Annotated in this window: 12 protein-coding genes; 9 read left to right on the top strand and 3 right to left on the bottom strand. The window is 55.0% G+C overall.

The genetic code is table 11. From position 1 onward, the window contains the following. Positions 1-59 precede the first annotated feature (59 nt). Positions 60-1,223 carry an AI-2E family transporter gene (locus MIH19_RS10220; RefSeq protein ID WP_249008756.1) on the top strand — a complete coding sequence of 388 codons (1,164 nt, stop codon included), beginning with the start codon at positions 60-62 and terminating at the stop codon, positions 1,221-1,223. A gap of 24 nt (positions 1,224-1,247) precedes the next feature. Here the strand turns inward: MIH19_RS10220 and MIH19_RS10215 are convergent, their stop codons facing one another. After that, on the bottom strand, positions 1,248-1,994 hold the full coding sequence (locus MIH19_RS10215) for a sulfite exporter TauE/SafE family protein (protein WP_249008755.1): 747 nt from the start codon (positions 1,992-1,994) through the stop codon (positions 1,248-1,250). Between the two features lie 334 nt (positions 1,995-2,328). On the opposite strand from MIH19_RS10215, the gene MIH19_RS10210 reads away from it, so the two are divergent. The 7 genes from MIH19_RS10210 to cysA all read left to right on the top strand — a co-directional run bounded on the left by MIH19_RS10210 (position 2,329) and on the right by cysA (position 9,021). Continuing rightward, complete coding sequence (locus MIH19_RS10210; RefSeq protein ID WP_249008754.1) at positions 2,329-3,297, top strand: beta-ketoacyl-ACP synthase III; 969 nt, start codon at positions 2,329-2,331, stop codon at positions 3,295-3,297. Positions 3,298-3,397: 100 nt separating this feature from the next. After that, a complete protein-coding gene (locus tag MIH19_RS10205; protein WP_249008753.1) occupies positions 3,398-4,588 on the top strand; it encodes a sulfite oxidase in 1,191 nt (396 codons plus the stop codon). Positions 4,589-4,604: 16 nt separating this feature from the next. Next, entirely contained in the window at positions 4,605-4,913 is a 309-nt protein-coding gene (locus MIH19_RS10200; RefSeq protein ID WP_249008752.1) for a cytochrome c, read from the top strand. Between the two features lie 184 nt (positions 4,914-5,097). Next, on the top strand, positions 5,098-6,111 hold the full coding sequence (cysP, locus tag MIH19_RS10195) for a thiosulfate ABC transporter substrate-binding protein CysP (protein WP_249008751.1): 1,014 nt from the start codon (positions 5,098-5,100) through the stop codon (positions 6,109-6,111). Between the two features lie 3 nt (positions 6,112-6,114). After that, positions 6,115-6,996 carry a sulfate/thiosulfate ABC transporter permease CysT gene (gene cysT / locus MIH19_RS10190; RefSeq protein WP_249008750.1) on the top strand — a complete coding sequence of 294 codons (882 nt, stop codon included), beginning with the start codon at positions 6,115-6,117 and terminating at the stop codon, positions 6,994-6,996. Positions 6,997-7,000: 4 nt separating this feature from the next. Continuing rightward, positions 7,001-7,888 carry a sulfate ABC transporter permease subunit CysW gene (gene cysW, locus MIH19_RS10185; RefSeq protein ID WP_249008749.1) on the top strand — a complete coding sequence of 296 codons (888 nt, stop codon included), beginning with the start codon at positions 7,001-7,003 and terminating at the stop codon, positions 7,886-7,888. Then, positions 7,885-9,021 carry a sulfate ABC transporter ATP-binding protein gene (gene cysA / locus MIH19_RS10180; protein ID WP_249008748.1) on the top strand — a complete coding sequence of 379 codons (1,137 nt, stop codon included), beginning with the start codon at positions 7,885-7,887 and terminating at the stop codon, positions 9,019-9,021. The genes cysW and cysA overlap by 4 nt, the downstream gene beginning before the upstream one ends. On the opposite strand, the gene MIH19_RS10175 is transcribed toward cysA, so the two are convergent. Both MIH19_RS10175 and MIH19_RS10170 read right to left on the bottom strand, forming a co-directional pair. Continuing rightward, positions 8,958-11,411, bottom strand: coding sequence for a DUF2309 domain-containing protein (locus tag MIH19_RS10175; RefSeq protein ID WP_249008747.1), 2,454 nt, complete (start codon positions 11,409-11,411; stop codon positions 8,958-8,960). The two genes, cysA and MIH19_RS10175, sit on opposite strands and share 64 nt — an antisense overlap. After that, positions 11,408-13,033, bottom strand: a complete 1,626-nt coding sequence (locus tag MIH19_RS10170) for an NADH-quinone oxidoreductase subunit L (protein ID WP_249008746.1) — start codon at positions 13,031-13,033, stop codon at positions 11,408-11,410. Before MIH19_RS10170 ends, MIH19_RS10175 begins: the two co-directional genes overlap by 4 nt. A 111-nt stretch (positions 13,034-13,144) precedes the next feature. Between MIH19_RS10170 and MIH19_RS10165 the strand changes: the two genes are divergently transcribed. Next, a complete protein-coding gene (locus tag MIH19_RS10165) occupies positions 13,145-14,038 on the top strand; it encodes a LysR family transcriptional regulator (protein ID WP_249008745.1) in 894 nt (297 codons plus the stop codon). Positions 14,039-14,043: the final 5 nt, after the last annotated feature.

Below are 14,043 nucleotides of genomic sequence, written 5' to 3'. Positions count from 1 at the left end.
GTCTCTGCGTTGACTAGACTGAAATGACCCCATTTCACCAATCTGCCAGGCACAGGTTCATGACAGCACAGACCGGTTCTAAAGAGCCCGATAAAACCAATGGGAACCCCCTAAACGCTTCCCAAGGAATGACTCAGGCGGTAAACGTGCAAAGCGTGTCACTGGTCATTATAGCGACCATCGCAACGTTGGTTTTTATCGACTGGGCGCAAGCCATTTTATTGCCCTTGGTGGTGGCAGTGCTGATCAGCTATGCGCTCGCCCCGCTGGTAACAGGGCTCGAACGTTTACGACTGCCGCGAACTCTTTCCGCTGGGTTGGTGATCACTATAGTTATAGCCATAGGCGCAGCCGCAAGCGTGCCTTTGAAAAATGAGGCGATGGATCTGCTGGACAAAATTCCGCAAGCGGTTGAGCGCTTTCAGCGTGAAGAGGCCAAAAAGCCGGCAGCAGAAGCCAGCGTTATGGACAAGGCGCAAAAGGCCGCAGCCAAAATTGAAGAGACGACGTCGCCAGACGATCAAACAGACCATTCTGGGCCTCGGGCTACATTGGTGCGCGTTGCAAAGGAACCTTTTGACCTTCGCAATTTCATTATGCAAGGCTCACCCGCGGCATTGGTGCTGTTTTCGCAGGTGCTATCAGTGCTGCTGCTGGTGTTTTTCCTGTTGGCTGTGGGCAAGCTCTACCGTTTAAAAGTTGTGCGAATTGCCGGGCCGTCGTTTGGCCGTATGCGCAAAGCGGCCCATATCATGGCCGACTTCCATTATCAGGTACGGCGCTTCTTGTTTGTGACGCTCATCGGTTCCGTTTTTGTAGGCGTTATAACCTGGCTGGCGTTCATGGCCTTGGGCTTTGAACAAGCCGGCCTATGGGGTGTACTCGCCGGTGTCGCCAGTGCCGTTCCTTATTTAGGGCCTGTGCTAATTTTCTTGAGCACGGGTGTAGCAGCGTTTGTTCAGTTTGGCACTCTCAATATGGCCATTGTGGTGTCTTGCACCTCACTGATCATTACCAGTATTCAGGGCAACATACTGACACCGGTATTAACGGCGCGGATGTCGAGCCTAAACGCTGTTGTTATTTTTATTGGGTTATTGGTCTGGGGTTGGTTGTGGGGGCCGGTCGGTTTAATTGTCGCCACGCCCTTGTTGATGATGACAAAATCCCTGTGTGATTCGGTGGTCAACTTGAAGCCCCTGGGTGAATTGCTGGGGAAGTAAAAGATCACAATGGTCAGCCGGCAATTACGCGACAATCAGGCGAATAATAATGGCGCACACCATAATCAGAGTCAGCCATTTCACCCACTGTGCACCCCGTGGCCCAACATTGACCTTCACCGCAATGATCGCCCCGGCAATATTACCTGCGGCCAGCGTCAAACCCATCGCCCAGCGTACTTGCCCACTGCCGGCGAATATCGCCAGTGCCGGGATGGTATATAGAAGAATGATGAAGACTTTGAGCACGTTTACCTGAAGCAGGTCTATTTTCAGCATACGGTGCAGCGCGACAATAAACAGCGCCCCTACCCCCACCTGAATAAATCCACCGTAAAGACCCACCACAAACATGGCGGCGTAGATCACCGGGCCGAGTCGCTCGGGGGTTAACGGACGAGTGTCCAGCTTTGGAGCGGGCAGCAGCAAAAATGTCGAAGTGGCGATCATGGCGGCAACCAGAATGAATTCAAAAACGGCTGCGGAGACGTCTGTCGCTAGCCAAGCTCCAAGCAATGACCCCAGCACGGCAGGCACAGCCAGCCGCAAACCAATACCCAGCTGACCGTGTCCGTTACGGAAAAAACTGCCAACGGCGGTAATGCTCTGCAACGTTATAGCGACCCGATTGGTGCCATTAGCAACCTGAGGCGGTAGGCCCAGAAACATCAGCAAGGGCAAGGTGAGCATTGAGCCACCGGCGGAGAGCACATTAATAAAGCCGGCGACCCCACCCAGGGCAGCCAGCAAAACCATTTCAGTGAGTGTCATTCGGTGACCATATCAATGTTGAACCAAGGGTTTGCGAGCTGCCGCGGTAGAAGATGTGTGACGGCTCCAAGCTTGAATGCTTAACGCAAGGCTAACGGAGGTTGCACCAGAAAAGCTAATGGTAGATTTTACCAAACGTCCCTGTGTCATAATTCCGTTCCATTCAAGTGTATTGCGGTCGAGTCGAAGATTAAATCTAGACCTAACTAGCCGTCGCTGCCATGCTGCAAGATGACAAACTAACGTTCAACCGACAAATCGCTAATAACGCCGCTGGTACAGACCGGTATAGCATGGCGGATTGACAAAAAATCAATGCTGCAGGAAGTTACGAATGACCTTCGCACGTATTACCGGCACCGGCTCGTACCTGCCGGACCAGATTGTGACCAATAAGGATCTAGAAAAAACCGTGGACACCACGGACCAGTGGATCCGCGAACGAACCGGCATTGAACAGCGCCATATTGCGGTGAAAGGTCAAACCACCGTTGACCTGGCCGAACAGGCTGCCTTAAGAGCCATAGAGGCCGCCGGAATATACGCTGCGGATATTGATCTGATCGTGTTTGCTACTTCTACGCCCAATAAAGTATTCCCAAGCTCCGCCTGTATTCTGCAGGCACGCCTGGGAATTCGAGGCTGTCCCGCTTTTGACATTCAGGCTGTATGCAGCGGTTTTGTGTACGCGCTGGCCACCGCGGATAAATTCATCAAAACGGGAACCAGCAAAAAAGTGCTCGTCATTGGTGCAGAGGTATTCTCTCGTATTATCGACTGGAGCGATCGTGGTACCTGCGTGTTGTTCGGCGATGGCGCCGGTGCGGTTATTCTTGAAGCCAGTGATGAAACTGGGATTTTGTCCACCCATCTTCACGCCGACGGCAGCTATGAAAAACTTCTTCACGTGCCATGTGGCATCGCCGAAAATCCTGAAAAGTTCAAGGCAGGCTTGGGCTATGTGGAAATGAAAGGGAATGAAGTCTTCAGAATGGCGGTAAACACGCTGGGTAGAATTGTTGATGAAACCCTTGCTCACAACAATATGAAAAAATCGGATATTGATTGGCTTGTGCCCCACCAGGCTAATATGCGGATTATCGCAGCGACCGCTAGAAAACTGAACATGCCGATGGATCAGGTTGTGGTAACCGTTAACAAGCATGGCAATACCTCAGCAGCGTCTATTCCTCTGGCCCTTGATGAAGCTGTACGTGATGGCAGGATCAAGCGTAACGAGGTTGTTTTACTGGAAGCGTTTGGCGGCGGTTTTACCTGGGGGTCTGCGTTACTACGTTTTTAAGTGGCAGCATATAAGAAGCTGGTTTAAGCTTAGTCCCGATGTGCATCAAAAAAAATAAAAGGAAGAAATGATGAAAATGTCACCTCGGGATACTCAAGCTATGACAACCCAACCTGCGAGCCTCAGCCGTAGACGGCTACTGGTTGGCAGCGCCGGCGCCATGGTCTCTGTCAGCTTGTTAGGCATGGTGCCATTGGCGCGCGCCGACGAGCCCAAAACCCTGCCTGACTTCGTGAAATGGAAAGATCAATCTGCGTTGATCGTGCACAGCGCGAACACCATGGAAACCCAGCGCGGTGCCATTGGTAGCGGCGTGGTAACGCCAAGCACCCATTTGTTTGTGCGCAACAACCTGCCCGCGCCCGACGGAATCACGGATAACCCGGATGCCTGGGAAGTCACCATCGAGGGTGTGGCCTCGCCCAAAACCTTTACGGTTGCAGATCTGAAAAAAATGAATGTGACGTCGGTTGCGTCTGTATTGCAATGTTCCGGCAATGGCCGAGCTTTCTTTACCCATGGCCCAGGCGGAACCCAGTGGGCAACCGGTGCTGCAGGCTGTGTCGTTTGGACAGGCGTGCCCCTAAGCGATGTGATCAAAGAACTGGGTGGCAACAGCGAAGATGCCCGTTACATAACCGCCACGGGCGGCGAGACTCTGCCTGCAGGTTTGGACCCGAAAACCCTGATGGTTGAAAGGTCAGTGCCCGTCCAGGCTCTGGATCAGGTTCTGCTGGCCTGGGAAATGAACGACCAAGCGCTGCCGTTGAGCCACGGTGGACCATTGCGATTCGTTGTACCGGGCTACTTCGGTGTTAACAACGTTAAATACGTCAAAAACATTTCTTTCACAAAAGACCAGACCGACGCCAAAATCCAGGCCTCGGGCTATCGACTTCGCGACGTTGGCGTAAAAGGCGCCCCGGACCAACCCTCCATGTGGGAAATGCCGGTCAAATCCTGGATAACGGCTCCTTTGGAAGGCGCAAAAACTGGTCGTAATATGATTTATGGCGTGGCCTTAGGCGGCGTGAATGATCTTGAGAAAATAGAAGTCTCTGTCGACGGTGGCAAAAATTGGAAACAGGCGCGTTTCCTGGGGCCGGATTTAGGACCTTTTGCATGGCGTCCGTTTGTACTGGGCACCGATCTGCCGGCCGGTGAGCATCTTATTGTCAGCCGTGCTACCGATGTTGAAGGCAACACTCAACCACCTGAGCGTACGCCGAACGAACGCGGTTATGGCAACGCCAGTTGGCAAGATCACGGCGTCACCGTTAGCGTGTCTTGAGCGTGGAAACTCTTTTATGAAAATAGCGGTTGTTAGTCTTATATTGTGTCTGTGCGCAGGGACCGCTTATGCAGACGAGCTTTACACACAGGGTAAGCAGGTGTTTGATCAGGCTGAGCCTTCCTGCGCCATTTGTCACACACTGGCAGACGCCGGATCGGCTGGTGCTATTGGGCCCAACTTCAATGATCTGAAGCCTTCCGAAGAGCAGGTTTGGAAGGCGCTTAACGGCGGTGTTGGCATTATGCCGGATTTTTCAGATAGCCTGTCGCAAGAGCAGATGAAAGCGGTGGCGCATTACGTCGCCGAAGCCTCCAAGCAGTAACGGCCAACCCCGGAGCCCGCACTTATCACGGGCTCCGGAGTTTTTGCTGTCATGTAATCGACTGAACCTCTTCCTCCCGCTCTTATTCCAAAAATTTATATTTTAGTTATTCTTTATTCTTTCCAGTTTTAACCGCGCTTTGGTAACTTACCCCTCAACACATCATCTGTTTTAGGGGAATGTCATGCAACGTAAACTCAAAGGCCTGGTGACCGGCCTCGCGCTCAGCGCCTCACTTTTTGCCCCCGCGGCTGTATCGGCCGAACGAGAATTGCTGAACTCATCCTATGATGTCGCCCGCGAACTGTTCGCCGCTTACAACGTGCATTTCAATGAATATTGGAAAGAAAAGACCGGCGACAGCGTTGAAGTCAGCCAGTCGCACGCAGGTTCTTCCAAGCAGGCACAAGCGATTATTCAAGGCCTGAAAGCCGACGTGGCTACCTTTAACCAAGTCACCGATATTGACATTCTGCACACCCGCGGCAATTTGATTCCTGAAAACTGGGCCGAGCGGTTACCAAACAACAGCTCCCCGTATTACTCCACCATGGCATTTCTGGTGCGTAAGGGTAATCCAAAAAATATTCAAAACTGGGACGACCTGGTAAAAGAAGACGTAGCTCTGGTTATGCCCAATCCGAAAACCTCCGGCAATGGCCGTTACACCTATCTTGCTGCGCTGGGCTACGCTCAAGAAACCTTTGGTGACGACCAGCAGAAAATTGACGGGTTCCTTCGGGATTTTCTGGGTCAGGTAAAAGTATTTGACAGCGGTGGTCGCGGCGCCACTACAACCTTTATTGAACGCGAAATTGGCGACGTTCTGCTGACGTTCGAATCGGAAGTGCTGAACCTGGTTGACCGTTACGACAATGGCGAATACGAAGTGGTCACGCCCAAGATCAGTTTTTTGGCCGAATTTCCGGTTACCTGGATAGACGAGTACGTTAAGCAGAACGGCACCGAAGACCTCGCCAAAGCCTATCTTGAGCACCTTTACAGTGAAGACGCCCAGCGCCTGCTGGCCGGATTCAACTACCGCGTGCACAACGACACCGTGAAAAAAGAAACGTCTGACCGCTTCCCGGACGTGAAATTACTGTCCATAGACGCCATTGCCGGCAGCTGGGAAAGCGCCACCGAAGAGCACTTTGCCAGTGGCGGAAAACTTGACCAATTGCAGCGTCGTAAGTAATCAATGTCCACCGCTAATCAGGCCAGCGCAGTGAAATCACAGCGCTGGCCGCTGACCAAGAGCCGCAGTAAGCGGGTATTGCCGGGGTTCGGTCTGAGCCTCGGCATATCGCTGTTCTTTATCAGCCTGGTTTTGCTATTGCCGCTGACAGGGCTGGTTATTGAAGTGTCGGCCATGAGCCTTAGTGAATTCTGGTTTGTAATCACTGATCCACGGGTTGTAGCCTCTTATAAAGTGACTGCGCTGGCCGCATTAGCTGCGTCACTGTTTAACGGCGCCTTTGGCTTACTGTTGGCCTGGGTTCTGGTGCGCTATGAATTTCCCGGAAAACGCCTGATTGATGCGGTGGTAGATCTACCCTTTGCATTGCCCACCGCTGTTGCCGGCATTACGTTGGCTACGCTGTTCGCTGCAAACGGTTGGTACGGGCAATTTTTGACCAAACTGGGTATAGACGTCGCCTTCACACCCGTGGGCATTGTGGTGGCCATGGCGTTTACCAGCCTGCCGTTTGTGGTGCGCACTGTGCAGCCGGTTCTGGAAGAGCTGGCACCGGAAGATGAAGAAGCCGCCGTAAGCCTGGGCGCCAGCGACGCCCATGTGTTTCGCCGGGTTATTTTCCCGGCACTATGGCCGGCATTGGTCACCGGTGTGGCTTTGTCGTTTACCCGCAGCCTTGGCGAGTTTGGCGCGGTTATCTTCATTGCCGGCAACATGCCCTACATCAGTGAGGTCACCAGTCTGATGATCTTTATCCGCCTGCAGGAGTACGACTACGCCGCGGCCAGCGCGATTGCCTCGGTTATCCTGCTGGCATCACTGTTGCTGCTGTTTGCCATTACCGTATGGCAAGCGCGCTACCTCAAACGCCTGGAAGGACGCTAGCGCCATGGCACGCACCCGAGCCCGCTCCTTACACTCCTTACAACACCGTCGCGTTGGCGACAGTCCGGCCATAAAGTGGCTGCTGATTAGCATCGCCATCGCAGTCACCGCTGGCCTTTTAATTATGCCGCTGGTGGTTATTTTTACCGAAGCCCTGAGCGCCGGCTGGAGCACGTTCGCTGATAACCTGCTAGACCAGTACACCCTACACGCGATCGGGCTGACCTTGTTTGTGGCCGCTTTGACCGTGCCGCTAAACCTGGTGTTTGGTGTAGCGCTGGCCTGGCTGGTCACCCGGTTTCGTTTTCCCGGCCGTAAACTGCTGATCACCCTGATTGATATCCCGTTTGCGGTGTCGCCGGTGGTGGCTGGTTTGCTGTATCTGCTGCTGTATGGCCGTAACGGCTGGATTGGCAGCTGGCTGGCGGACTATGACATTCAGCTGATGTTCTCCTGGCCCGGCATTGTGATGGTAACCGTGTTTGTTACCTGCCCGTTTGTTGCCCGTGAGCTGATTCCGCTTATGCAACAGCAAGGCAGCGAGGAAGAAGAGGCCGGCGTTGTGCTTGGCGCGTCGGGTTGGAGAATATTTCGTACCATTACACTGCCTAACATCAAATGGGCGCTTATCTACGGCGTTGTGCTGACCAATGCACGTGCCGTAGGCGAATTTGGCGCGGTATCCGTGGTGGCGGGTAATATTCGCGGGCAAACCAACACCCTGCCCCTACACGTGGAATTGTTGTACCAGGATTACAACGTTGTCGGCGCGTTCACCAGCGCATCACTATTGGCCGGCATTGCCGTGTTTACGCTGGCCGCTAAAGGTTTTGTGGAATGGCGGCAGGCTCGCACCCTGATCCGCCTGCAAGCACAGGAGATCGCTTCATGAGTATTACCGTTGATGGCATCAACAAGCGCTTTGGCAAGTTTCAGGCGCTGAATAACGTCTCTCTGGATATTCCCGAGGGCAAACTCACCGCTTTACTGGGTCCTTCCGGCTCGGGCAAAACGACTCTGCTGCGCATTATTGCCGGGCTGGAGTCTGCAGACAGCGGGCAAATCTCGTTTTCAGGCCAGGATGTTACCGGGCTTCACGTACGCGAGCGCAACATCGGTTTTGTGTTTCAGCACTATGCTCTGTTCCGCCACATGACCGTGGCACAGAACATTGCTTTCGGCCTGGATTCTCTGCCACGCAAACAGCGCCCGTCAAAAACGGATATTCAGAAGCGCGTTAGCGAGCTGTTGGAAATGATTCAGTTGCCGCACCTGGCCCAACGCTACCCGGCGCAATTGTCCGGCGGTCAAAAACAGCGGGTGGCACTGGCTCGTTCGATTGCGACCCAACCGAAAATTCTGCTTTTAGATGAACCCTTTGGAGCGCTGGACGCCAAAGTACGTAAAGACTTGCGCCGTTGGCTGCGCAATCTTCACGATGAATTCCACTTCACCAGCATTTTCGTGACCCACGACCAGGAAGAAGCCTTGGAACTGTCTGATCAGGTAGTGGTTATGAGCCAGGGCCGTGTGGAGCAGGTGAATGAACCCATAGAGCTTTACGCTCGGCCAGAGAGCCGCTTTGTATTCGATTTTTTGGGCCAGGTAAATGTTATTTCTGGCCAGGTAAGGCAAGGCAGCCTAAGCCAGGGTAATGCCTGGGTAACCTTACCCGGAGTGCAGCACAAGGGAGACGCCCAGATCTACCTGCGGCCACATGAAGTGCGGCTGGCAACAGCGCCGGTGGCACACGCCAATTTGCCGCTACGCATTGAAGCGGTTAGCCTCATTGGCTCGGAAGTGCGGGTTGAGTTACGCCCTGAAGGCTGGCACAGCGAAGGTTCGAATAACATCTGGGAAGTGGGCATCAGCCATGCTGAATTCAACAGTCAGCGCCCGACTCGCGGCGATCTGCGTTATGCAGTGCCGGAGGTCGGGCATCTGTTTACCGGTAACGACGCTCAGCCCGCAACGGTCAACTGGGCCGAAGCGGAACTGGCACCCCGGGTTCGCTTGATCAGCTGAAGGCTGGTCATGCTCAGCCACTGGTTTTTAACCAGTGTGGCGAGCGCCGGGGTGCGCTCCAAAGCCAAATCAATCCGCTCTTGAGGCGCATCAATCAGAACCGTTAAACGCATGGGCTCGTGCCGCCAGTTCGTGCCGTCGTGAACCGACTGCCACGGCAAGCCAATCCGCAGATCGCTGCCATCGCCTTCAATCACGCCCACGTTGCCGCCGATCACCGAATGCAGCAGCTTATTGCCCGCACCGTAGGTTTCCGGTGCAGTCACCGAGGCGAAATACTGTAAATTAATCCAGCTGGCAACCACCACAGGGCCACCAAATATGGCGGTCAGTACATTGCCATCCTCGTCTGCCTCGGGGTCATAATCGTGCATGAACACCCGGCCACCCAGGTCGCGTCCGCGCGACAATGTGCGATTGCCAATCAGCATTGCGGCGTTGTTGGCCAAACCCCACTCAGGGCGCACCTCGGCCCAGTTCCGGGTACGTCTTTGCAGTTCGGCCAGCAGCGCGTCATCCCCCAAACCGTTTAGCTGAAGCGGTGTCGCCCGCTCCCTCCGCATGCTGGTGCCAGCAATGCTAAGGGCCTTTTCAAAACGCGACAGGACACCCCTATGACTGGCTGGTAAGGCGCTGCGGCGAATAATCTGCACTTGGTCGGTCACCGTGCAGTGCTGGCCCGCAACCACCCAGGTTTCCTGCGGAATAACGATACCTTCTTTTTCCAAACCTGCACGCACCACCGGCTCATTCAGCATATCAGCCACAATCTGCGCATTCAGGCCGCCATTGCGGCCCCCGCAGGCGCCACACGCCAAACCCGCGTGGTGAGCGTTATTGTCTGTGCGCGCGCCGTGGCCCACCAGAACCAGCAACGGGGCAAAATGTTCCGTCAGCGACAGCGACCGCAAAAAATCTGTGCCCAGGCGGATTTTGTTCGCATCAGACAACGGATCTCCGGTTCCGGCATGATGCATGCGCAGCTGTCCAGGCTCGTGATCTTCACCTTTACTGCTATTTCCTTTATTAAGACTGTCACGCACCAGCTTCCAGGCCCAGGCCAAGCCGGTGGTTTCCACCAAGGTAAAAGTTGACAAGCTGCCATACTTGGCGCTGCGAACCGCCTGACGGAACAGTTCTTGCTGATTGGTTTTGCTTCGCTGTGCGTTATCACCCTGGCTGGTACCCGTGGTGTCAGCGGCTATGATTGCCGGCTCCAACAGGCCCGGAAGCTGACGCATGCCGGGCTTGTCGCTGAGTGTCTGATGGGCCAGCGCCAAACCAAAAAAGCCGGCCATACCCTTGGTTTGAATACCGCCGTCCGCTTGTTCCAGGTTGCGCCGGATGACTTCCGAACGCACATCAATACAAAATACCGCTTGAACGTCTGGCCTTACCGCGGCAACCGGGCTTGCATCAAGATTCAGGCTTGATAGCAGCTGCCGCTGCCAGGCCCGCTCAAACGCCTGCTGCCACAACCAGAGTTGGCCGTCAGTGTTTGCGCCGTTATCGAGCCCGTCCTCATCAAACCCACTCTTGGCTGCCAGAAACCACTGGCTTTGCCAAGCTTTCTGGGTAGCGTTATTGGCAAGCGCGAACCCTGCCCATTCCCATGCCAGCAACACAGCCAACAGCTCACGACAGATCTTACTGGTGCCCCCTTGGTTTTCGGCTCGCCAGTCTATTCCGCGGCACCAGGACGCCCAGCCAATCATATCCAGTAACAATCCGTGGCAAAGCGCTTCCAACGCCGCGGGCGGCAGGGCCAGATCGCGGGTCAGTTGTGCCAGGGCCTGTTCGGTCTCTTGCGGCAAGCCTGCAAGCATACGTTGTAAGCCTTTAACGCCAATCTGCTTGTCTACCAGATGACTGGCATTTACATGCTCATGCCAGGCCGTGTAAAGGCTGTGTTCCTTGTCTGCAGCCCAGCGTGCCTGGCGCTGATCAAAGTAACGGGCACAGAAACGACCTGTCTGACGTACAACGGCTTCTTGGGAATTGCCATCGCCGGCCGGCGCAAGGCCTTCATGGCTCAGGAAAATAGAGCAGGCCGCCCGTGGCTGAACAAAATCACCCGCGCGCAAGCGCTTCAGCAGGTCTTCAAGCGATGGCGCAGGTTCAGGGCCAACCGCCTGTAACACATCCTGCACGTCTTCGGGGCGTATGCGCCCGCCGTCCCAGGCCGACAAGTAAAAAGACGCAGGCATTAACATGCTGATACCGCCACGGCGCTGCAGTTGATCGGCCGCCTCTGCCACCGATTGCTCCCGCATTCCCCACCAGGGATTGACGGCAATAAACTGGTCCAGAGGCCATATCGGCGCTATGGCCTCGCAAGCCGCGATTACAGCCGCCTGTAATTCATTTTGTACAAGGTAGCTAGGGCTCATGACCGCTCTCCTGAACTCAACGGGATAACTTTATTTAGGTTGGTCGGTTTGGCGCCGCGAAGGCTCAAGCTGTTGGTTTTTCTTGCCAATGCGGCACTGACGCGGTTCAACGGCAGATCTAGCCCTAAGCCTTCGCAGTAGTAATGATGGAGTGCCTGGCTGATGCGGCTCTGCGGTTTAAGCAAAATCATCAGAGAGCCAGCCGCCAGAGCAGCGACGATGGCCAAGCCCGCCACTTGTGCTGCAAGTGGAAGCACCAAGTTGCTGGTTGAACCCAGAGCCGGCGACAGCAACGCATGCAGTAAGCTATAAAGTGGCAACAACATCAGGGTACAAAGCAGCAGGCTGGCTCGAACCGGAGCCTTCACCCAAGCTGGAATGCCCAGTGCGGCAGCGGTGCACGCCAACACCAGCAGCGTACCCAGAACCAGTTTCCCTTCCACCAGTGCCGGCACCGCCGACAATATAACCGCGGCGACCACGGCGGCAAGCACGCCGTTTATCACCTGAACCCGCTCCACTCCGGCGTACCCTGCCAGCGAATGGCTGGCCACAACCGTGCGGCTACTGGCCAGGAACGAATGCGCCTTGTACAGCGAGTGCGCCAGCAGATGCAGGAAGGCCAAGGTGTAAGCGCCTAAACCAATTTCGAACAACATAAACCCCATCTGTGCTGACGTAGACCACGCCAGTGAGTGCTTTACTGATGACTGCGTCATCATCACCAGCGCAGCAACGACTGCGGTCACACCGCCGACAACAAGAAGAATGCCGTGGCCCGGCGTAAAGCCGTCAAACACTGGGTACAAACGCAGCCACAGAAAACCACCCAGGTTGATAATGCCCGCGTGCAGCAGTGCCGAAACCGGCGTCGGCGCTTCCATAACCCGCAGCAACCACCCATGAACTGGCAGCTGAGCACATTTCAGCAGCGCCGCTATAGCCAGCAGTACAGACGCAGATTGCAAGGCCAACGATTGGCCCGCCCCATCGCCCGCAGCGGCCATCATTTCTGGAAGATAAAAGGTGCCGTAGTGATGGTGCAGCAGCAAAACCGCGCTAAGTACACACACATCTCCTACTCTGCTGATAATGAACTTCTGCAAAGCAGCCGCATTCGCCGCGGCGCGTTGGGGATAAAGGGTAAGCAAGTGGTGAAATGAAAGGCTCACGCCCACCCAGGCACCCACAAGGACCAGCAGGTGGTTAGTCAACACCAGAACCAGAACGCTGGCCAGGGTAATAAGGAACCAGGGGAAAAAGCGCGCACGGCCCGGGTCGCCGCGCAGATAGTCGTCCGCGTAACGAATGATGACCCAGCCAATAAAACCAACCAGCATCGACATCCACAATGCCAGGCCGCTGGGGAACAGGCCAAACTGGGCACCAATTTCCGGCAAGCCGGTTGTGAAGCCCGGGCCATCGGCCAACAACATCAGGCCGACAAACCCCGTGATGGCCATCAAGGCAACGAATAAGCTCTTGGCGGCGGTCCAGCAATGGGCAAGTTTGCGTGGGTTGCTGGTCCAGTTGGCATATGCCGCAAGCAACAGCAACGACAACGGGACTAGCAGCCAACCCAACAGGGCAAGCTCTGCAACGACGGTGGCGATGGGGTTCATTCAGCAACTCCTTGAACAGCAAATTAGGCAACCTCGCTACTATGCCCACCGTGCATACATTTAAAAAATAGTTTATAAAGAACGTAACATTCACTTTTAAAGAACGAATACATGAAACTCAATTACCACCATCTTTTCTACTTCTGGGAAGTAGCCCGCACCGGACATCTGACCCGCGCTGCGGAAGCTTTGCACATATCGCAATCGGCACTGTCGGGACAAATACGAAAACTAGAGGATAGTTTTGGTGAAGCGCTATTTATTCGCGAAGGGCGGCGCCTGAAGCTTTCAGAGGCCGGTCGCGTGGCATTCAGCTACGCAGAAGAAATATTTCGCCAAGGGGCGGAGTTATCTGCTTTGTTTGAAAGCGGGCACCAACCGGCGCGAGAAACATTAAAGGTAGGTGCTGTGGCGACGCTGTCGCGGAACTTTCAGGAAGGGTTTCTTGCGCCGCTACTAGAGCGGGATGATCTGGAGCTCAGCCTACAAAGCGGCGGGCTTGACGATTTACTGCGGCGCCTGTCGGCACATCGGCTGGATCTGGTGCTGTCAAATCAGCCGGTTCAGGGCGACCAACAGAACCCATTTCGCTCTCGCCGCATCGCACGTCAGCCGGTGAGCATTATCGGGCCTCCCGACGCGGCCACCAACGTAGTATTCCCTGACTTTCTCCAGGGTTTGCGGCTCATTGTTCCCGGGGCCGAAAACAATATACGCCACGCTTTTGACCAATTCTGCGACTACCACAAAGTGCGGCCAAGGCTGATAGCAGAGGTGGACGACATGGCCATGATGCGGCTGCTGGCACGGGACACCCGCTACTTTTCGGTACTACCCCCGGTGGTCGTCCGTGACGAATTGAAAGCCGGAAGCCTGGTGGATTACGGTGCCTTACCCGGTGTTTTCGAGGAATTTTACGCCATCAGCATCCGCCGCCGATTCGAGCCTGCCATTCTGGCCCGGCTGCTGGCCCAGCCGGCAGGCGATTTTCTAAATCAGATTTAAGGGGT

Origin of the sequence: Marinobacter sp. M1C (genome assembly GCF_023314135.1) — a bacterium.
Taxonomy (GTDB): Bacteria; Pseudomonadota; Gammaproteobacteria; order Pseudomonadales; family Oleiphilaceae; genus Marinobacter.
The sequence above is the reverse complement of the archived record's forward strand: the minus strand, read 5'-3'. Positions and strand labels throughout refer to the sequence as shown.

What these genes read in the sequence shown, in the direction of transcription:
- MIH19_RS10220 (WP_249008756.1), top strand. Translation starts at nt 60, where the DNA reads ATGACAGCACAGACCGGTTCTAAAGAGCCCGATAAAACCAATGGGAAC.
- MIH19_RS10215 (WP_249008755.1), bottom strand. Translation starts at nt 1,994, where the DNA reads ATGACACTCACTGAAATGGTTTTGCTGGCTGCCCTGGGTGGGGTCGCC.
- MIH19_RS10210 (WP_249008754.1), top strand. Translation starts at nt 2,329, where the DNA reads ATGACCTTCGCACGTATTACCGGCACCGGCTCGTACCTGCCGGACCAG.
- MIH19_RS10205 (WP_249008753.1), top strand. Translation starts at nt 3,398, where the DNA reads ATGACAACCCAACCTGCGAGCCTCAGCCGTAGACGGCTACTGGTTGGC.
- MIH19_RS10200 (WP_249008752.1), top strand. Translation starts at nt 4,605, where the DNA reads ATGAAAATAGCGGTTGTTAGTCTTATATTGTGTCTGTGCGCAGGGACC.
- cysP (WP_249008751.1), top strand. Translation starts at nt 5,098, where the DNA reads ATGCAACGTAAACTCAAAGGCCTGGTGACCGGCCTCGCGCTCAGCGCC.
- cysT (WP_249008750.1), top strand. Translation starts at nt 6,115, where the DNA reads ATGTCCACCGCTAATCAGGCCAGCGCAGTGAAATCACAGCGCTGGCCG.
- cysW (WP_249008749.1), top strand. Translation starts at nt 7,001, where the DNA reads ATGGCACGCACCCGAGCCCGCTCCTTACACTCCTTACAACACCGTCGC.
- cysA (WP_249008748.1), top strand. Translation starts at nt 7,885, where the DNA reads ATGAGTATTACCGTTGATGGCATCAACAAGCGCTTTGGCAAGTTTCAG.
- MIH19_RS10175 (WP_249008747.1), bottom strand. Translation starts at nt 11,411, where the DNA reads ATGAGCCCTAGCTACCTTGTACAAAATGAATTACAGGCGGCTGTAATC.
- MIH19_RS10170 (WP_249008746.1), bottom strand. Translation starts at nt 13,033, where the DNA reads ATGAACCCCATCGCCACCGTCGTTGCAGAGCTTGCCCTGTTGGGTTGG.
- MIH19_RS10165 (WP_249008745.1), top strand. Translation starts at nt 13,145, where the DNA reads ATGAAACTCAATTACCACCATCTTTTCTACTTCTGGGAAGTAGCCCGC.